Annotated in this window: 17 protein-coding genes; 4 read left to right on the top strand and 13 right to left on the bottom strand. The window is 68.8% G+C overall.

Going from position 1 to position 17,469, the window contains the following annotated elements:
• Positions 1–6 precede the first annotated feature (6 nt).
• From kdpC to HS104_39975, 5 genes are all read right to left on the bottom strand, one after another.
• Positions 7–582, bottom strand: coding sequence for a potassium-transporting ATPase subunit KdpC (gene kdpC, locus HS104_39995; protein MBE7486141.1), 576 nt, complete (start codon positions 580–582; stop codon positions 7–9).
• A gap of 14 nt (positions 583–596) precedes the next feature.
• On the bottom strand, positions 597–2,690 hold the full coding sequence (kdpB, locus tag HS104_39990) for a potassium-transporting ATPase subunit KdpB (protein ID MBE7486140.1): 2,094 nt from the start codon (positions 2,688–2,690) through the stop codon (positions 597–599).
• A gap of 10 nt (positions 2,691–2,700) precedes the next feature.
• Positions 2,701–4,449: a potassium-transporting ATPase subunit KdpA gene (kdpA, locus tag HS104_39985; GenBank protein ID MBE7486139.1), complete on the bottom strand. Its 1,749-nt coding sequence runs from the start codon at positions 4,447–4,449 to the stop codon at positions 2,701–2,703.
• A complete protein-coding gene (kdpF, locus tag HS104_39980; GenBank protein MBE7486138.1) occupies positions 4,446–4,538 on the bottom strand; it encodes a K(+)-transporting ATPase subunit F in 93 nt (30 codons plus the stop codon). The genes kdpA and kdpF overlap by 4 nt, the downstream gene beginning before the upstream one ends.
• A gap of 195 nt (positions 4,539–4,733) precedes the next feature.
• Positions 4,734–5,087 (bottom strand): hypothetical protein, encoded by a 354-nt coding sequence (locus HS104_39975; GenBank protein ID MBE7486137.1) that lies wholly within the window; start codon positions 5,085–5,087, stop codon positions 4,734–4,736.
• A gap of 175 nt (positions 5,088–5,262) precedes the next feature.
• Between HS104_39975 and HS104_39970 the strand changes: the two genes are divergently transcribed.
• Positions 5,263–5,838, top strand: a complete 576-nt coding sequence (locus HS104_39970; GenBank protein MBE7486136.1) for a hypothetical protein — start codon at positions 5,263–5,265, stop codon at positions 5,836–5,838.
• A gap of 107 nt (positions 5,839–5,945) precedes the next feature.
• Positions 5,946–6,629 (top strand): hypothetical protein, encoded by a 684-nt coding sequence (locus tag HS104_39965; protein ID MBE7486135.1) that lies wholly within the window; start codon positions 5,946–5,948, stop codon positions 6,627–6,629.
• A gap of 141 nt (positions 6,630–6,770) precedes the next feature.
• On the opposite strand, the gene HS104_39960 is transcribed toward HS104_39965, so the two are convergent.
• From HS104_39960 to HS104_39930, 7 genes are all read right to left on the bottom strand, one after another.
• Complete coding sequence (locus HS104_39960; GenBank protein ID MBE7486134.1) at positions 6,771–8,138, bottom strand: TrpB-like pyridoxal phosphate-dependent enzyme; 1,368 nt, start codon at positions 8,136–8,138, stop codon at positions 6,771–6,773.
• Between the two features lie 86 nt (positions 8,139–8,224).
• Complete coding sequence (locus HS104_39955; GenBank protein ID MBE7486133.1) at positions 8,225–9,472, bottom strand: MFS transporter; 1,248 nt, start codon at positions 9,470–9,472, stop codon at positions 8,225–8,227.
• Between the two features lie 82 nt (positions 9,473–9,554).
• Positions 9,555–10,010 carry an SCP2 sterol-binding domain-containing protein gene (locus HS104_39950; protein MBE7486132.1) on the bottom strand — a complete coding sequence of 152 codons (456 nt, stop codon included), beginning with the start codon at positions 10,008–10,010 and terminating at the stop codon, positions 9,555–9,557.
• An 11-nt stretch (positions 10,011–10,021) separates the two neighbouring features.
• Entirely contained in the window at positions 10,022–10,516 is a 495-nt protein-coding gene (locus HS104_39945; GenBank protein MBE7486131.1) for a hypothetical protein, read from the bottom strand.
• The gene (locus HS104_39940) at positions 10,513–12,117 is read right to left on the bottom strand and encodes an NAD(P)/FAD-dependent oxidoreductase (GenBank protein MBE7486130.1); all 1,605 of its coding nucleotides are present in this window, start codon (positions 12,115–12,117) and stop codon (positions 10,513–10,515) included. The genes HS104_39945 and HS104_39940 overlap by 4 nt, the downstream gene beginning before the upstream one ends.
• An 8-nt stretch (positions 12,118–12,125) precedes the next feature.
• The gene (locus tag HS104_39935) at positions 12,126–13,754 is read right to left on the bottom strand and encodes an NAD(P)/FAD-dependent oxidoreductase (GenBank protein ID MBE7486129.1); all 1,629 of its coding nucleotides are present in this window, start codon (positions 13,752–13,754) and stop codon (positions 12,126–12,128) included.
• 62 nt (positions 13,755–13,816) lie between these two features.
• Positions 13,817–14,245, bottom strand: a complete 429-nt coding sequence (locus HS104_39930; GenBank protein MBE7486128.1) for an MAPEG family protein — start codon at positions 14,243–14,245, stop codon at positions 13,817–13,819.
• Between the two features lie 82 nt (positions 14,246–14,327).
• Here HS104_39930 and HS104_39925 point away from each other — a divergent pair, with 82 nt between their 5' ends.
• Both HS104_39925 and HS104_39920 read left to right on the top strand, forming a co-directional pair.
• On the top strand, positions 14,328–15,005 hold the full coding sequence (locus tag HS104_39925) for a DsbA family protein (protein ID MBE7486127.1): 678 nt from the start codon (positions 14,328–14,330) through the stop codon (positions 15,003–15,005).
• Positions 15,002–15,559, top strand: a complete 558-nt coding sequence (locus HS104_39920) for a hypothetical protein (GenBank protein ID MBE7486126.1) — start codon at positions 15,002–15,004, stop codon at positions 15,557–15,559. The genes HS104_39925 and HS104_39920 overlap by 4 nt, the downstream gene beginning before the upstream one ends.
• Here HS104_39920 and HS104_39915 read toward each other — a convergent pair.
• Positions 15,556–17,448 (bottom strand): alpha-galactosidase, encoded by a 1,893-nt coding sequence (locus HS104_39915; GenBank protein MBE7486125.1) that lies wholly within the window; start codon positions 17,446–17,448, stop codon positions 15,556–15,558. The two genes, HS104_39920 and HS104_39915, sit on opposite strands and share 4 nt — an antisense overlap.
• Between the last annotated feature and the right edge of the window lie 21 nt (positions 17,449–17,469).

Raw genomic sequence — 17,469 nt, 5'->3', positions numbered from 1 at the left:
CTTCACTCACCTCCCGTGCCCGTCGAGGGCCAGGTTCAAGCCGAGCACGTTCACCACTGGCTCGCCCAGGACGCCCAGCTGGCGCGGCGACGTGTGCTGGGTCACCAGCGCCCGCACCCGCGCCTCGTCCAACCCGCGCGCCTTGGCCACACGCCGCAGCTGAAACTCGGCGGCGGCCGGCGAGATGTGAGGGTCGAGGCCGCTGCCGGAGGCGGTGACCAGATCCACCGGGATCGCGCCGGTCGCCTGCGGATCGGCTGCGCGCAGCGCCGCGACGCGCGCCTTGGCGGCTTCGTGGAGGGCGGGGTTCAGTGGACCGTAGTTCGAGCCCGACGAGACGCCGGCGTTGTAGGGCACCGGGCCCGTGGCCGACAGGCGCCCCCAGAAGTACTTCGGCTCGCTGAACTGCTGGCCGATGAGCTCGGAGCCGACGGGTTTCCCGTCTTTCACGATCACACTGCCGTTCGCCTGACGGGGAAAAGCGGCCTGCGCCACGCCGGTGACCAGCAGGGGATAGGCGACACCGGTCAGCAGAGTCATGGCGCCCAGAACGACCAGGGCGGGTCTCAGTTCTTTCCACATGATCCTTGGCTCCTTCACGCAAGACCGAGCACCACGAGCAAGAGGTCGATCAGCTTGATTCCGACGAACGGTACGACCAGCCCGCCGAGCCCGTACACGAACAGGTGCCTGGAGAGCAGCTCGGAGGCGCTGATCGGCTTGTAGCCGATGCCGCGCAGCGCCAGCGGGATCAAGAAGATGATCACGATGGCGTTGAAGATCACCGCCGACAGGATGGCGCTCTCCGGAGTCGCCAGGCGCATGACGTTGAGGGCGCCGAGAGCAGGATAGGTCGTGGCGAACGCGGCGGGGATGATGGCGAAGTACTTGGCGACGTCGTTGGCGATGCTGAAGGTGGTCAGCGCGCCGCGGGTCATCAGTAGCTGCTTACCGATCTCGACGACCTCGATCAGCTTGGTCGGGTTCGAGTCCAGGTCCACCATGTTGCCGGCCTCCTTGGCGGCCTGCGTGCCGGTGTTCATCGCGACCGCGACGTCGGCCTGAGCGAGCGCGGGCGCGTCGTTGGTGCCGTCTCCGGTCATGGCGACCAGGCGTCCGCCCTTCTGATGGTCGCGGATCAGATCGAGCTTGGCCTGCGGCGTCGCCTCCGCCAGGAAGTCGTCCACGCCAGCCTCGGCGGCGATGGCAGCGGCGGTCAGGGGGTTGTCGCCGGTGATCATCACGGTCTTGATGCCCATCTTGCGGAGCTCGGCGAAACGCTCCTTGATCCCACCCTTCACGATGTCCTTGAGCTGGATCACGCCGAGCACCCTGCTTCCCTCGGCGACCACGAGCGGCGTCCCGCCTTGGTGGGAGATCTCCTCCACGCTGCGTTTGACGTCGGCCGGCATGCTGCCGCCCTTCTCGCGCACGTAAGCCTCGATGGCGTCCGTCGCTCCCTTGCGGATCTCGCGGCCGTCGAGATCGACGCCGCTCATGCGCGTGTGGGCCGAGAATGGCACGAAGCGCGCACCGAGCTCGTGCACGTCGCGCTCGCGGAAGCCGTGTTTCTCCTTGGCCAAGACGACGATGCTGCGGCCCTCCGGGGTCTCGTCCGCGAGCGAGGAGAGCTGAGCAGCGTCCGCCAGCTCCGACTCCCGCACACCCTGAGCCGGCAAGAACGCGGTGGCCTGGCGATTGCCGAGGGTGATGGTCCCGGTCTTGTCGAGCAGGAGCACGTCCACGTCACCGGCGGCCTCCACGGCGCGCCCGCTGGTGGCGATGATGTTCGCCTGGATCATGCGATCCATGCCCGCGATGCCGATGGCCGAGAGCAGGCCGCCGATGGTGGTCGGGATCAGGCACACGAGCAGCGCCACCAGCACCGTGACCGTGACCACGCTCCCCTTGCCTGCGGCCTGGACGCTGTAGAGCGAGTACGGCAAGAGCGTCACCGTCGCCAGCAGGAAGATGATGGTGAGCGCCGCCAGGAGGATGTCGAGCGCGATCTCGTTCGGCGTCTTCTGGCGCTTCGCTCCCTCGACCAGGCTGATCATGCGATCGAGGAAGGTCTCGCCAGGGTTGCTGGTGATCCTCACCACGATCCAATCCGACAGGACGCGTGTGCCGCCGGTGACGGCGCTGCGGTCGCCGCCGCTCTCGCGGATCACAGGCGCGCTCTCGCCGGTGATCGCGCTCTCGTCCACCGACGCGATACCGTCGACGATCTCGCCGTCACCCGGCACGAAGTCCCCAGCTTCGACCAGCACGTGATCGCCCTTCCTGAGCGTCGCCGCCGACACCAGCGTCTGCGTGGCGTCGCGCCTCGGCTTGTGGAGCTGTTTGGCCTGGATGTCCTGCCGCGCCTTCCGCAGCGTGTCGGCCTGCGCCTTGCCGCGCCCTTCGGCCATCGCCTCGGCGAAGTTCGCGAACAGCACGGTGAACCAGAGCCAGGCCGAGATGCCGCCGATGAAGCTCGCCGGCGCCTCCCCCACTCCGACCAAGGCCTGTACGAAGAGTGCCGTGGTGAGCACGCTGCACACCTCCACCACCAGCATCACCGGGTTCCGAACCTGGTGACGGGGGTCGAGCTTCTTGAAGGCGTCGAGAACGGCTCGCCGCACGATCGGAGGATCGAACAGCGGGCGAGCAGCTCCGCGCGGGCGGTGGTGGGTGTCCGGGGTGGCCATGCTCGCGTCCTCAGACTGCGGAGTGCAGCATCAGCTGCTCGACGATCGGGCCGAGCGCGAGTGAAGGGATGAACGTGAGCGCACCGACTACGACGATGGTGGCCACGAGCATCACGACGAACAGCGGGGTATGGGTGGGGAGGGTGCCCGCGCCCTGCGGGACGGTCTTCTTCTGCGCCAGCGAGCCGGCGACGGCGAGCACGGGGATCGCCAGCCAGTAGCGGGCGAAGAACATCGCGAGGCCGAGGGCCGTGTTGTAAAACGGCGTGTTGGCGCCGAGGCCGGCGAACGCGCTGCCGTTGTTGTTCCCCGCCGACGAGAACGCGTACAGAACTTCGCTGAAGCCGTGGGCGCCGGGGTTGTACACGGTCTCCAGGCCGCCGGCCGAGACGACCGCGACCGCGGTTCCAGAGAGCACGATTGCCGGGGGTACCAGGATGGTGATCGAGGCCATCTTCATCTCGTAGGCCTCGATCTTCTTGCCCAGATACTCTGGCGTGCGGCCGACCATGAGCCCCGCCACGAACACCGCGACGATGGCGAACATCAGCATGCCGTAGAGGCCCGAGCCGACGCCGCCGAAGATGATCTCGCCGAGCTGCATCAGCCAGAGTGGGGCCAGCCCGCCGAGCGGCGTGAACGAGTCGTGCATGGAGTTGACGGAGCCGTTCGAAGCCGCGGTGGTCGCCGTCGCCCAGAGCGTGGAGGCACCGATGCCGAAGCGCGCCTCCTTGCCTTCCATGTTGCCGCCCGCGTGGAGCGCGTTCGGAGCCTGGTCGGCGCCCAGCGCCGCGAGCGCCGGGTTTCCCGCCTGCTCCTGCCACAGGCAGAGCAGGAAGAGCGGGACGAAGATCGCCAACATGGCGGCCAAGACGGCCCAGCCCTGCCGGGTGTCCTTCACCATCTTGCCGAAGGTGTGACAGAGCGCGGCGGCGATGATCAGGATCGAGAGCAGCTCGATCATGTTCGCGAGGCCCGTCGGGTTCTCGAACGGATGAGCGGAGTTGACACTGAAGAAGCCGCCACCGTTCGTGCCGAGCTGCTTGATGGCGATCTGCGAGGCGGCCGGGCCGAGCGCCAGCACCTGACCGACGACCGCCTTGCCGTCGGCGTCCTTCAGCCCTTCCACCAGCGGGACGGTCTGGTAGCTCGAGAACGTCTGCACCACGCCTTGGGAGACCAGGCCCAGCGCGACCACGAACGAGAGCGGCAAGAGCACGTAGAGCGTGCCGCGAGTGACATCGACCCAGAAGCTGCCGATGCCGGTGGCGCTCCTCCGCGCGAGCCCTCGGATGAGGGCGACGAGCACCGCCATTCCAGTCGCTGCGGACACGAAGTTCTGCACCGTCAGGCCGAGCATCTGCGTCAGGTACGACAGCGTCGCTTCCCCGGCGTAGCCTTGCCAGTTCGTGTTGGTGGCGAAGCTCGTGGCCGTGTTCCAGGAGCTGTCCGGGGTCACCGCCGGGAGGGCCTGCGGGTTCAGCGGCAGGGAGCCCTGCAGGCGCTGGAGCAGGTAGACCACGACCAGCCCGGAGATGTTGAAGACCAGCATGCCTACCGCGTAGCTCTTCCAGTGATCGTCCGCGTCGCGTTCGACTCCGGCGAGGCGGTAGATCAACCGTTCGATGGACCCGAAAACCTTCTCGAGCAGCACCGGCTCGCCCTCGTAGACGCGCGCCATGTAGCTGCCCAGGGGCTTCACGGCGGCGAGCAGCACCGCGAAGAACAGCAGGATCTGCGCCCAGGACTGCCAGCTCATTGCAGGGACTCCGGCTTCAGCATTGCGACCACCAGGTAGACGAACAGGAGCGCCGACACGACCGCACCGATCCAGTAGAGAGTGGACATGCGAGCTACTCCTTCACCCGCTCGCACACTCGGATGAGCCCGAGCGTGAGCGCGAACAGGATCGCGGTGAGTCCGAGGTAGACGAGGTCCGGCATGGGAGTGACCCTTGGAGAAGACGAGCGAGTGAAAGCTAGCTTCGGCCAAGCAAGCCCGGCGACAACTTGCTCGGCGCCGGAGCAAGGATTGCGTAAGGGCTCAGCGGGTCGGCTGCCCGACCCAGCGGGAAGCGAGCTCCCGGCAGACGGCGTCGCACTCGGGGAAATGCTGCGCGAGCTCCGCCTGGTGGCGACAGTGGTCGCCGAAGTCTCCACCCGCCGGCGTCGCGCACAGCTCCAGGTCGGCGAGCACGCGCTGGTAGAGCGCGCCCCGCGTGGACGCAGGCAAGCGATCGAGGTTCGGCGCCGGTGGTGAGCGCATGACGAACAGGAGCACGGAGCCTGCCACGAGCACGAGCACGGCGACCCCGAGCCTGTGGCGCCAGTTCGTGCGCTGCCGCTGGGCCCTTGGCGGGAGCGGTTCCGGGCTCTCGACTCCAATCAACTCTGCCATGGCGCTTCCTTCCTGTACCGAGAAGCGGAGCAAGGCGCGTGCCCGGCGCTCGCAGTGCGGGCGGCGAGCATCCTGCGCAACGCTTGCGTCGGGTGCTGGGGGCCACGAGAACGGTGCAGGCCCTCAGTGCGGGGCGCGCGAGCGAGGAACGCTCGAGGTACACTCCCGCGCCGCCATGCTCACGACGCTCGAAGATCTCTTGTCGATGTCGAACGCCGAGCGCTTCGCGATCGTCGAACGCGCCCTGCCACTCGATCTCGAGGCGCTCGCCGACACGACCTACCCGGGCGTGGACCTGTCGATGCCGGCGCTGTTCCACCGCCTGTTCTGGAAGTCCTTTCGCAAGACCTTCCATCGTGACCCGGTCAGCGGCCGCCTGCGCGGTTGGAACGTCAAGGTCGAGCAGACCGGCTGGGGCAGCGCGCCGGCACCCAAGCGCGACCGCGCCGGCAAGCCCCTCACCTTCGGACACTACGAGGTGCGCTCCGCCACCGGGCTCCGCTTCCCGCGCGGCTGGAAGGGCGAGCACTACCTGGACTACCGGGATGCGGGCAACCGCTTCGGAGACTTCCCAGCGCGCACCGGCTACTGCCCACTCGTGAGCGTGAACCCGGGCCGGAGCGACCTGCTCCTGGGCTGGGAGGTGTTCAACCTCGGCGGCCTGCTCGTGCCGCTGAACGACTTCTGGGCGCTCGTGCGCGAGGGCCCGCTCCGAGCCGAAGACGTCGTCCCTCGACCCGACGGCGCTTGATGGCGGCGGCGCCCGGGTTTGTGCCAACCGTCGGTCGTGGCACGCCGCGCCAGTTGCGAAGAAATCCGCGGCTTTCGCCTGGCACGAGCCCTGCAGTGCAGGTGTGCATGAAGCACCTGATCGCGGTGGGCTTGGCTCTCGTCCTCGGAGCCTGTGGCGGACAATCGTCGAACGACGGATCGGGGGGCAGCGCGGGCACGGGACCCGGTGGCTCCGGCGGCGGCGGCGGTTCGAGCGGTGGAGTGGGCGGCAGCTCGGGCACGGGCGCCGTGAGCGGTTCGGGTGGCGCCCTCGGTGGCAGCGGCGGCGGCGACGCTTGTCACGATCCGACGCTCAAGACCTGCAATGGCCCGGGTCAGTGCGTGCTGGCGACCTCGGACTGCTGCCTGTGCGGAGTGCCCGAGCTCACGGACTACGTGGCGATGAACCAGGCGTCCGCCGGCCAGTGCAATTGCCAGGGACCCATCTGCGACTGCGCCATGATGATGAACCCGAACCTCGCCGCGAGCTGCGAGAGCGGGCAGTGCGCGGCATGGGACGTGCGACTGCGCGAGGACTACGCCGGGTGCAAGCTGGACTCGGACTGCCGCCTGCGCGACGGGCTGGGCTGCTGCGAAGGTTGCGGCCCCATCGCGGAGCAGCTGGTCGCCGTGCGCACCGACAGCGAGGCCGCGCTGAAGCAGGCCATGTGCGAGCCCAACTCCGCGTGCTCCAAGTGCATGATCCAGTACCCGCCGAACGCGACGGCCCTGTGCAACGCGGGGCGCTGCCAGGTCGTGCTGGCGAAGTAGTCGGCGCCGCCGCGGTGGCGGCGAACAGCGTCCCGCCCGCGGCGGGGCTGTGCCGAATCCGCCCGTGCGCTACGACTTCTGAGTGGAGAGCCGTCGGAAGAACTCGACAGCTCCCCCACTCCCGGCCAATCCGGCCGACGCTCAGCTGAGCGCGACCTGCGGAAGCTGTCCCAGCGCGGCCGACAGCTCCTTCTCGTCGTAGTCGCGATCCTCGAGCTTGCCGCTCAGGAAGTCCGTGTAGGCGCCCATGTCGAAGTGCCCGTGGCCCGACAGGTTGAAGAGGATGACGCGAGAGACGCCCTCTTCGCGACAGCGCAGCGCCTCGTCCAGGGCCGCACGGACCGCGTGGCTCGACTCCGGCGCCGGGATGATGCCCTCCGCGCGGGCAAACTGCAGGGCGGCCTCGAAGCACGGCTTCTGGTGGAAGGCGCGGGACTCGATCAGCCCGAGCTCCTGGACGTGGCTCACCAGCGGGGCCATGCCGTGGTAGCGCAGACCGCCGGCGTGGAAGGCCGGGGGAATGAAGCTCGAGCCCAGGGTGTGCATCTTCACCAGCGGCGTGAGCTTCCCGGTGTCGCCGAAGTCGTAGGCGTATTTGCCCCGGGTCAGCGTGGGGCAGGCCGCGGGCTCGCAGGCGACGACGCGCACCTTCTTGCCCCCGCGCAGCTGCTCGCCCAGGAACGGGAAGGCGATGCCTGCGAAGTTGGAGCCACCCCCCGCGCAGCCGATGACGAAATCCGGGAAGTCGCCGGCCATTTCCAGCTGCTTCAGCGCCTCCAGGCCGATGACGGTCTGGTGCAGGAGCACGTGGTTCAGCACGCTGCCGAGCGCGTACTTGGTGTCGTCGTTCTTGGCCGCGACCTCCACGGCCTCGCTGATGGCGATCCCCAAGCTGCCGGGGCTGTTCGGGTGCGCCGCCAGGATGGCGCGGCCAGACTCCGTCTCGTTGCTGGGGCTCGCGACGCACTCGGCGCCGTAGGCCTGCATCAAGGCCTTGCGGTACGGCTTCTGGTCGAAGCTCACCTTGACCATGTAGACCTTCACTGCGATGCCGAAGAGCGCGCCGGCGAACGCCAGCGACGACCCCCACTGCCCGGCGCCCGTCTCGGTGCTGATGCGCCGGATGCCCGCCTCGCGGTTGTAGAAGGCCTGCGGCACGGCGGTGTTCGGCTTGTGGCTGCCGCTCGGGCTCGTGCCTTCGTACTTGTAGTAGATCTTCGCCGGGGTCCCCAGCGCCTTCTCCAGACGACGCGCGCGATACAGCGGCGTCACCCGCCACTGGCGATACACGTCGCGGACGGGCTCCGGGATCTCGATCCAGCGTTCGGCGCTGACCTCTTGCTGGATCAGCGACATCGGGAAGAGCGGCGCCAGATCGTCGGGGCCGATGGGTTGACCGGTGCCCGGATGCAACGGTGGCGAGAGCGGCACCGGCAAGTCCGCCGCAATGTTGTACCAAGCCTTCGGGATTTCGGACTCGTCGAGCGTGTACTTCACGTGGTCGTTCACCGCTGCCTCCTCGGGGGACGGTGCGATGCACACCCCCAGCTCCGATCCCCGTACCCGTGCCGGACCGAGCTGGAAATGATCCCCGTCTACGGCCCCCGTTCGGCGGCCCGCACGCGGGATTCCACCGCCCAGAGCAGGAAGGGCAGCAGGACGGCCAGCGCGACCGAGAGCAGGGCTACCTCCCGCATGTGCAGGAGTCGCCCGCCGGGCTGCTCGACCAGGATCGCGGTGGCGCCGGCGGCTCCGAGCGCGGCTCCCACGTGCTGCACCGTGGACTGCACGCTCATGTAGCGCGCGCGCTCCACCGAGCGCGGGACGCGCGTGGCCAAGGCGTTCATCGGCACCATGCGGAAGGCGCCGGCGACCATGAAGGCGACGAAGACGGCCATCACGGGCAAGAGCGAGCGCTCGAAGAAGAAGCCGGTCACCACCGCCACGATGAACAACAAGGTCCCGAGCCCCGCGACGACGCTGACGCCGAATCGATCGGCGAGGCGTCCGGCCACGCGCATGCTGAAGAAGCTGAACACACCCCCGACCAGGTAGAGCAGCCCGAGCTTCGCCCGGGGGTAGTCCAGGTTGAACTGGAGGTAGGTGGCGATGTTGGGGACGATCACGAAGACGCTGAGCATCGTCGTCAGGTTCATCGCCATGGCGATCAGCACCACCGGACGGCGCACCACGTCCAGCGTCCCGACCGGCGGCGCGGCCTCGGCAGCGCGCAAGTGGAGCGTCAGCGCGGGCAAGAGCCAGGCCGCGCCGAGCGCTACCACGGCGCCCAGCACTGCCACCGCGAAGAACGGCAAGCGCCACCCTCCCAGGTGCGCGAGCTCCAGCCCCGCCGGGACTCCAAGCACGGAGGCGATGGAGAACGCTCCCATCACGGCGCCGAGCGCCTGACCGCGTCGCTCCGGCGGGACCACGTCGGCGATGATGGCCAGCGCCAGCGCCGCGGCCGGTCCGCCGAACAGCCCCGCCACGACGCGGGCGAGCATCAGCGAGCCGAGTCCCGTCGCGAGCCCGCCGCCGGCGGTGCCGAGGACGAGCCCCGCGAGCGCGACCAGGAGCGCCACGCGCCGGTCGAAGCGATCGAGGAACAACATGCCCACCAGGCCCGAGACCGCCGCCGCGCCGGTGTAGCTGCCGGCGATGAGCCCCAGGCGCGAGCTGGAAATGCCCAGCGCCTCGACGAAGTCCGGGCCGAGCGGCATGACCATCATGAAGTCGAGGACGTTCACGAACTGCACTAGCGCCAGGACGACCAGCAGCTTGCGCTCGGAGATGCCCCCGATCGCAGACCCCCCGAGGGCCTGGGCGGGTGCCGGGTCCGTCATCGCTGGCGTTCATGCTCCGGAGCACGGTACGCGACAAGCCGAAGCACGCGATCTCGGAGCTTTGGCGGGGTGCCCCGGACGCTCAGCGCGCGCCAGCGTAGGGCGGTTTGCCGAGTGGCCACTCGGTCGTGACCTGCCGGCCGTAGAGATCGACCAGGATCTTCACCGCGTCGGCGTTCTGCATCAGGAAGCGCATGTCGCCGCGGATCTTGATCTGGCCGCGCAAGCCGCTGGTGATGGGGTCGATCTGCCCGGCGGCGATGGTCTCCCACACCGTGGCCGGCGCGGTGAAGCGGAAGCCGAGGCCCTTGCCGTCGTGCTTCTCGGCCAGACGCCGGTACTCGGTGACCTCGCCGTGGTCCAAGACCACCAGGTAGTGAACGGCGCTGCCGCTCGGAACGTAAGGGCTGGTGTCGTCGCCGATCACCTCGAGCGTCATGACCATGCGCTCGGTCGGAGCGAGCCGCCTGAACTCGGTCGAGCCGTTGATCAGGAGCTTCATGTCTTCGTACCAGGCGTCCGAGTAGATGGTGGACATCGGGAGACCTCCTAGCCTGGCGTGCGAAGCCAGAAAAAGAGCACCAGCGCGAGAATCAGCAGGAACGTCAGCGCCAGCACGACGAGGCGTTGCCGAGCGGGCGCTCGGTCCTCGATGCGCATGAAGCCGAGCACCCGCCACAGGAACGGCAGCTGAGCGAGGTCGAATCGGACCCGCAGCTGGCGCCGCAACAAGAGGGCCAGCGGGCTCGCCTGGCCGCTGGTGACGTGGGCGACCGACAGGAAATCACCCTGGATGCTCGGGGCGTCGTCGGCGATTGCCGCGCCCAGGTCGCTGAGCTCGATACGGTCGCCCAGGAAGGCGATGCGGACGGCGATGCCCTCGTCCTCGGCGGCGCGCACCACCAGGTCGCCGCGCAACGCGCGGGCCTCCGCCGCCTTCTCCACCGAAGCGTCCAGCGTCTGCTCCAGGAACTGGAAGAGCAGGTCGGCCAGGCCGCTCGCGCTGTCGGCGCCCAAGAGCTCGACCCGCGGTCGCTCGCTCACACCCGGTCCCACCACTTCTCGATCCCCATGTCTTCGGCGATGACGCCGAGCGCGTTGTAGCCAGGAGCGAAGGTGATGTAGCCGTGCGGGTGCTGAGACGCGCCGCACATGTAGAGGCCGGCGATGGGAGTCCGGTACTGCGCCAGCTCGTCGGTGGGGCGGTGCTCCAGCAGGCTCTTCGGGTGGATGCGCCCGACCATCCAGTCACCGAAGCGGTAGTTGAGCATCTTCTGGCTGATCTGGAGCGGCGACTCGGTGGCGAAGCGGCGCACGAGCGCACGAGCGTCTTCTTCGATCATCGCCTCGCGCCAGCGCTTGAGGCAGGCCGCTCCGTAGCCCGGGCCGACGCGGCTCCAGGCCTCGGGTCCGCCGTCTTCGAGCGAGAACGGCGCGAACACCCGCAAGAGTCCCGTGGCCTTGCCCTCCGGAGCGTCGGTCGGATCGTAGAGCGAGTTGACGGCGACGTTCAGCCGCGGCCGCTCGGGCAGGCGGCCGGCGCGCACGCGGGAGAACTCCTCTTCGAAGTCGGCCAGCGTCTCGAAGCCGATGTTCAGGATCCAGGCGCGATCGATGTCGGGATCGAAGCTGGCCGCCTTGTACCTGGGCGTGCCGTTCAGAGCCGCGTGCACGTTGAAGAGCGTCGCGTCCTGGTACTTCACCTCGGCGACGTCCTTCCGCGTGCGCTCCGGCACCCATTCGGCGTCGAGCAGGCTCTCGAAGGTCTGGTTCACGTCGATGCTGGAGGCCACCAGCTTGTGTGCCCGCACGAAGCCGTCGGGCGTCTCGACGCCGATGGCGCGGCCGTCCTCGACCACGATCTTGTGCACCGGGACCTGCGGGAACACGCGCCCGCCGGCCTTGACGATCACCCTGAGGAGCGCGTGGGCCAGTCGATGACTGCCGCCCTTGCACACGTGCCAGTTGGCGATCTTGCCGAGCAGCACCGGGTAGCTCACGGCGAGCCCCTTCACGTGGGGCTGGTAGGCGCAGATCGCCGCGTGAAACGCCAGCATCGCCTTGATGCGCTCGTTCTCGAAGTGTTTGTCCAGAAACTCCGCCACCGTCATCGAGCGCAGGCGCGCGCTCAGGAACTCGCTCTTGTCCTCCACCCCCCATGAGGCAAGAGCACGGGTGATGTCGTTCAAGGCGATGGGCGGTGCGTACATCAGCGTGCGCACCATCAGGTCCATGTAACCGCTCACCTCGTTCCACAGGCGAAGCCAGGTGTCGGCGTCCTTCCGTGAGAAGCGCGCGAAGCTCGCGGCCGTCTTTGCCATGTCGGTGTGGATGGTGAGCGCGGTGCCGTCGGCGAAGATGCTGCCCATCTGCACGTCGGGGTGCGCGTATTCGACGCCGTTGTCCGTGAGCTCGAGGTCGTCGTAGACGGGACAGATGCCCACCAGCGAGTGGTAGTTCGAGTGGAGGTTGTGCAGGAAGTTGGGCTCGGTCACCTCTTCGGTGCACAGGCCCCCGCCCTCCTCGCTGCGACGCTCGAGCACGCCCACGGACCAGCCGGACTTGGCCAGGTACGCGCCCAGCGCCATTCCGTTGTGCCCGGCACCGATGATGATCGCGTCGAAGCCTTGGTCGAACATCCCCATGGCGCGCCTCAGTAGAACCGCGTGGGCTTCTGCCACACCGGTGGCAAGTCGAGGTCCTGACACAGCACCTTGAAGGCGTTGTAGCCGCAGGCGGCGGTGACGCCGCCGCCGGGGTGCATGCAGCTGCCCGCCAGGTACAGGCCGGGGATCTCGGTGCCGTGGTGCGCTGCTCCCGCGAACGGCCGGAGCCCCATCAACTGGTCCAGGCTCATGGCGCCGTGACCGAAATCCCCCTCGCGCATGCGCATGCCCCGCTCCTGGTCGAGGGGCGTGTGCAGGTAGTCGGCGATCACGTTGTCGCGGGTCATGTTCGGCGCGAACTCGGCGTACAGGCGCAAGAACTCCGCGTTGTAGCCGGCGCGCACCGACTCCCACTCCGCCTCGCTGAGCGCGCTGGCCTTGGGAAAGAAGTACCAGCCGGTCAAGTTGTGTTTGCCGGGTGGCGCCTGCGTCGCGTCCCAGAGCGAGTTGACCCAAACGCCGGCGGCCGGCAGCTCCGGCACCCGGTCGCAGTGTCCGGCGCGGCAGTAGTCCAGGACGTCCTTGGCGCTGTCGTAGCCGACGACCTGATACCAGGCGCGATCGATCCCGGGGTCCCAGCGCGCGCTCTTGTAGCGGGGCGGCTCGTGCAGGGCCATCGCCACCGAGCCGAGCACCTGGTCCGGCCCCTCCTTGAAGTGCTTCACGCGCCGGCGCGTGTAGGGCGTCAGGTTCTCCTCACCGACCATGTCCAGGAACGTGTCCTTGAGCCCCACGGCGCTGACCACGGCCTTGCGTGCGAACAGGCGCTTGCCGTCCACGAGCTCCACGCCCGAGGCCCGGCCGCCGTCGAGCAAGATGCGCCGGACGCGGCTCGACTCGCGCATCGTCACGCCCTCCTTGATGCAGGCGGTGACCATGGCGCCGTTCAGGCGGTGCGTGCCGCCGACCATCATGCGCCAGCAGCCGGGCATGAACAGGCACGCGAACAGGAAGAAGTACCCCGACCCCGGCCACTCCAGGCTCGGCGCCGCGAACTCGATGGCCACGCGGTAGAGGAGCGCGCGCACCTCGTCGGCCTCGAAGTACTCGTCGATGCAGTCGCGCACCGTCTTGAAGGCCATCTCCTCGTCGAGCCCGAACATGCTGAAGGAGCTCGAGGCCGCCAGGAGCGGGTTCGGCAGGTTCTCGCTCGGGTTCCATTTGGCCGGCGGCGTGTAGAGAGCCGCCGCCATCACGAGCTCGAACATGTTCGCCTTGGTCTTGAGCTCGCGCCAGGTCTCGGCGTCGCGCTTCGAGTAGGCGGCGAAGCTCTTCGCCGTCTCCTCGACCATGTCGTTCTTGTAGATCAGCACCGGAGGGCGGCCGTCCCGAAACGCGATGCCTGCCTGAACCTCGGGGTAGATCGTGCGCGCGCCGAGGCTCGGCAGATCGAAGTCCTCGAAGAACGGCATGATGTGCAGGAACTCCATGAAGTTCGCGTGGATGTTGTGGCAGAAGCCCGGAGCGGTGACCTCCGCCGTGTAGACGGCTCCGCCCCACTCGTGCCGCCCTTCGAGCACGCACACGTCCACGCCGGCCCGGGCCAGGTAGGCCGCGCAGGTCAGGCCGTGGTGCCCCCCGCCGATGATGATCACGTCGTGCTCGGCTCCGCTCATGGCACCTCGTTTCTAGGTGCCGGATGAGCGCTCGCCGCGCGTTGATCCAGATCAAGTCGGGGTCAAATCGCCGTACGGATCACGTGTACGGCCATGCCCAGGGTGGCGAGGGCGCCGACCGCGAACATCATCGAGCGGAAGGGCTGGCGGCCCCACAGGTAGAACAGCGAGTGCAACACGCGCGCTCCGGTGAAGGTAGCGAAGTAGATCAACGCCGCGTTCTTGCTGGGTGCGACCGCCGCGTACAGGAACCCGACGGCGAAGAACGGGATGGCGTTTTCGATCGCGTTCTGGTGTGCGCGCTTCACACGCATGACGTCCGGATGGTCCTGCTCGACCTGCTCGCCCTTGTTGAGCTTCGCGTCCTCTGGATTCACGTAGGCCTTGCGCATGAAGCGGACCGTGCCTGTCCAGGACGCGAGCACGAGCAGGTGAATCGCCACCACCGTCGAGAAGAGCGCGTACAGCTGCATCGCAGGAGAACCCAGCATCCGTGACCTCTGCGGGGCAGGCTGCCGAAACGCCCCGTGCTTGGCAAGCGCCGCCGGCGTTTCGTGCTAACTTTGCCGCGGAATGACCGCGCACGTCGAGTTCGGCTACTGGTCGGACCCCCTGTGCATCTGGGCCTTCGTCGCGCAGGAGAAGCTCGAGCGTGTGCTGGCGGAGTTCGGCGAGCACCTGACGGTGGACTACCGCGTGATCCCGGTGTTCGGCAGCGTTCCCTCGCGCTTCGCCAGCGGGCCTTGGCGGGCGGACGGCGTCGCAGGGCGGGTGGCCGCGACCCGGCGCATCGCCGCCGATCACGGGCGCGGCGAGGTGAGCGGTCGCTGCTGGGAGCGAGACTGCCCGGCGTCGTCGTGGTCGGCGGGCGCAGCCATCCGGTCGGTCTTCGCCGTCGAGCGCGCGGGGCTCGCCGAGCCGGGCAGCGGCGCGCTCTTCCAGCTGCGCTTGCGCGAGCGCTTCTTCGTCCAGGAACAGAACGTCTCGCGCCGCTCCGTGCAGCTCGACCTGCTCGAAGAGCTGCGCATCGCCCGAGCCCCGGTGGAAGAGCTCCTCGACGACGGACGGGCGCTCGCGCTGGTCTGGGACGACTTCAGCGAGAAGGAGCGGCTCAAGCTCCAGGGCTCACCCACCTTCGTGTTCGATGGCGGGCGCGCGATGCTGTACGGGAACTTCTCCTTCGGGGTGCTGAAAAGCACCGTGGAAGAGCTGATACGAGGGGCGGGAGCTGGAGGCTCCGCCTGTTCATGAGAAGAGCCGCGTTCGTCCTCTCGCTCTTGGCGCTCGGCCTCGTCACGCACTCGGCGCAGGCAGAGCAGGCACCGCCGGCCTGGCCCGTGCGCCTCAACGTCTCAATGCCGTTCGGCAGCACCTTCGGCCGCGAGGAGATGCACGGGTTCACCTGGGGCTTCAGGCCCGCGCTCATCGCGTATCCGTCTCACGCGGGGCACGGCCCGGGCCTCGGCTTCTTCGGCGAGTACCTGATCGACGCCAAGACCCACGCCATGTGGTCGCTCGGCGGGATCGGCAGCGTGCCCGTTGCGAGCTTCGACATCTTCGATCTCCGGGTCGGCGGCCTGGTGGCCCAGCGGGGCAGCGCCGAAGGCAACGACGACGCGCGCCGGCTGCTGCTCGGAGCTCTCACCGAGCTCACGGTGCCGGCCTACCTCTACGATTTCCGCGTCGGCCTGCGCTTCGACGGAACCTTCGACGACGAAGGCGTGAGCGCCACGTCGCTGCTGCTCGAGGTGGACGTGGTCGCGGTGCTGGGGCTGGTGATGTATGGGGCATCGGGAGCGCGCTAGCGCACCCGTGCAGAGTGCGCGCCGACCTCGACGCCGCGGATGCTCCGGGCCTCGTCCGAGACGTTGAGCAAGATCTCCGTGCCGTCCTCGCTCTTCCAGACGCTGGGCACCACGTGGGAGGTCTGCTTCGAGATCAGGTCCACGATCACGTTGGCGAGCGTCTCCGGCGGCGTCTCGGGGAACGGATCCTGCGGGACCGCCGGCCGCTTCGACAGCGCCCAGGCGGCGCGCTCTGCGTCCAGGCCGAGAGCCCGACGCTCGACCGGTAGCGCTCGGAGGTCGTCCGAGAGGAACAACGCCCCGCCGGCGAACGCGGCGATGTAGCCGCCGGCGTCCACCTCGTGAGGCTCGAGCTTGCGCAGCATGACGGGGTCGGCATCGCAGGCCGTGGCGCGACACAGCGGCCAGCGCGCGGCGACGCTGCGGGCCTGGCTGGGCAGGAACGCCCAGGCCACGTCGGAGACCTGGAAGGCGATGTCGCCACCCACCCGCCAGCCGTCCACGAAGGGCAGGCTGGCGAGGCCCGGCGACCCTACGGCGAGGAGCAGGGTGTCCTCACCGGCCGCGTCACGGATGATCTGGAGCGCGCGCGCGTACGCTTCCATCGGCTGCACCGGCTCGGCGCGCTGGCCCTCGAAGGTGCCGGCGAACAAGAAGTCGATCTTCAGGAGATCGTAGCCCCAGCCGACGATCTGCGTGATCACCTGCCCCAGATGTTTCGCGGCCTCCGGATGCGTGACGTCGAGCACGCGCATGTTGCCGTTCTTGCTGTGCTTGAAGCTGGCGCCGCCCACCATCCACTCCGGGTGCGCCGTCGCCGTCGCGCTGTCCTCGTCCACGAGCAGCGGAGCGAGCCAGACCCCGGTCTGGAAGCCCTGCGCCTTCAGGTCCTTCGCCAGCCCGGACAGACCCGAGGGGAACTTCGCGTTCGGCTCCCAGTCACCCCAGGCCTTCTGCCAACCGTCGTCCACCACGATGCGCAGCGGCGTCCCGGAGGGCAGATGCGGGGTCAAGACGTCGCGCGCGAGCGGGGCATTGTCCCGCACTGCCGTCTCGTCGACGTCGTCCCAGAGCTCGTACCAGGAGTTCCAGCCCGCCGACGCCGGGCGCGGCGTGCTCCGAGCGCGGGACGGGATCGCGTCCGCCCAGCGCGTCGCCGCGCCGGTCAGGTCGCTGCCGAGCTCGAGCTGCCAGGGCTCGGCCTCGAGGCTCTCGTTCGCCCCGAGCGGGACCGCCTCGCCGGAGGCGCCGCTGACCAACCTGAGGTGCAAGCCGTCGCCGGCCTGGTGCAGCGCCGCCCAGGCACGAAAGCGCTTCTCGGCGAGCGCGCCTGCGAACAGGCTCGAGTCCCCACCGCCGGCGAAGGTGAACGTCCACGAGAGCTCCGAGCCCTCCCGCGCCACTTCGCCGTCTCCGCGGGCGCCGAGCGCCTGTTCGAGCTCCGCGTCGGCGGGGGACGGACCGAGCGCGATCACGCCGCTCTGCGACCAGGACTGGAAGCCGTTGGAGAGCCAGGCATTGGCGCCCGGCAGCTCGCCGGTGCCGCCGAGCTCGAGGCCCTGGAAGACGCCGGCCGCGCTGGCCGTGAATCCGAGCTTCACGACCGAGCCGTCGAGCGTGACGCGCGCGCTCCCGAGCGCGCCCATCGGGCAGGTCAGCGCGCCGCCCTCGAGCGCGCAGTCGCCGCTCGGCCCTTGCCAGGCGCCCGCGCTCTTCACTCGCGGCCCGAGGGTGAATCGGCTCTTGCAGTCGTCGCTGAGCACGACCCCGGCGACGTCGAGCTCGAGCTTGCCGGCGCAGACCTTTGCTCCCGCGCCGGCGTCTTCGTCGCTACCGCAACCGAGCGCCAAGAGACCGAGGGACAGCGAGATGCGGCGGACGCTCGTCATGACCAGCGCGACGATAGCTCA

Source organism: Polyangiaceae bacterium, assembly GCA_015075635.1.
Taxonomy (GTDB): domain Bacteria; phylum Myxococcota_A; class Polyangia; order Polyangiales; family Polyangiaceae; genus JADJKB01.
Note: the sequence above shows the minus strand (reverse complement) of the source record. Positions and strands in the feature narration are given on the sequence as shown.

Coding starts and splice junctions, on each gene's coding strand:
- kdpC (MBE7486141.1), bottom strand. CDS start 582: ATGTGGAAAGAACTGAGACCCGCCCTGGTCGTTCTGGGCGCCATGACT.
- kdpB (MBE7486140.1), bottom strand. CDS start 2,690: ATGGCCACCCCGGACACCCACCACCGCCCGCGCGGAGCTGCTCGCCCG.
- kdpA (MBE7486139.1), bottom strand. CDS start 4,449: ATGAGCTGGCAGTCCTGGGCGCAGATCCTGCTGTTCTTCGCGGTGCTG.
- kdpF (MBE7486138.1), bottom strand. CDS start 4,538: ATGTCCACTCTCTACTGGATCGGTGCGGTCGTGTCGGCGCTCCTGTTC.
- HS104_39975 (MBE7486137.1), bottom strand. CDS start 5,087: ATGGCAGAGTTGATTGGAGTCGAGAGCCCGGAACCGCTCCCGCCAAGG.
- HS104_39970 (MBE7486136.1), top strand. CDS start 5,263: ATGCTCACGACGCTCGAAGATCTCTTGTCGATGTCGAACGCCGAGCGC.
- HS104_39965 (MBE7486135.1), top strand. CDS start 5,946: ATGAAGCACCTGATCGCGGTGGGCTTGGCTCTCGTCCTCGGAGCCTGT.
- HS104_39955 (MBE7486133.1), bottom strand. CDS start 9,472: ATGACGGACCCGGCACCCGCCCAGGCCCTCGGGGGGTCTGCGATCGGG.
- HS104_39950 (MBE7486132.1), bottom strand. CDS start 10,010: ATGTCCACCATCTACTCGGACGCCTGGTACGAAGACATGAAGCTCCTG.
- HS104_39940 (MBE7486130.1), bottom strand. CDS start 12,117: ATGGGGATGTTCGACCAAGGCTTCGACGCGATCATCATCGGTGCCGGG.
- HS104_39935 (MBE7486129.1), bottom strand. CDS start 13,754: ATGAGCGGAGCCGAGCACGACGTGATCATCATCGGCGGGGGGCACCAC.
- HS104_39930 (MBE7486128.1), bottom strand. CDS start 14,245: ATGCTGGGTTCTCCTGCGATGCAGCTGTACGCGCTCTTCTCGACGGTG.
- HS104_39925 (MBE7486127.1), top strand. CDS start 14,328: ATGACCGCGCACGTCGAGTTCGGCTACTGGTCGGACCCCCTGTGCATC.
- HS104_39920 (MBE7486126.1), top strand. CDS start 15,002: ATGAGAAGAGCCGCGTTCGTCCTCTCGCTCTTGGCGCTCGGCCTCGTC.
- HS104_39915 (MBE7486125.1), bottom strand. CDS start 17,448: ATGACGAGCGTCCGCCGCATCTCGCTGTCCCTCGGTCTCTTGGCGCTC.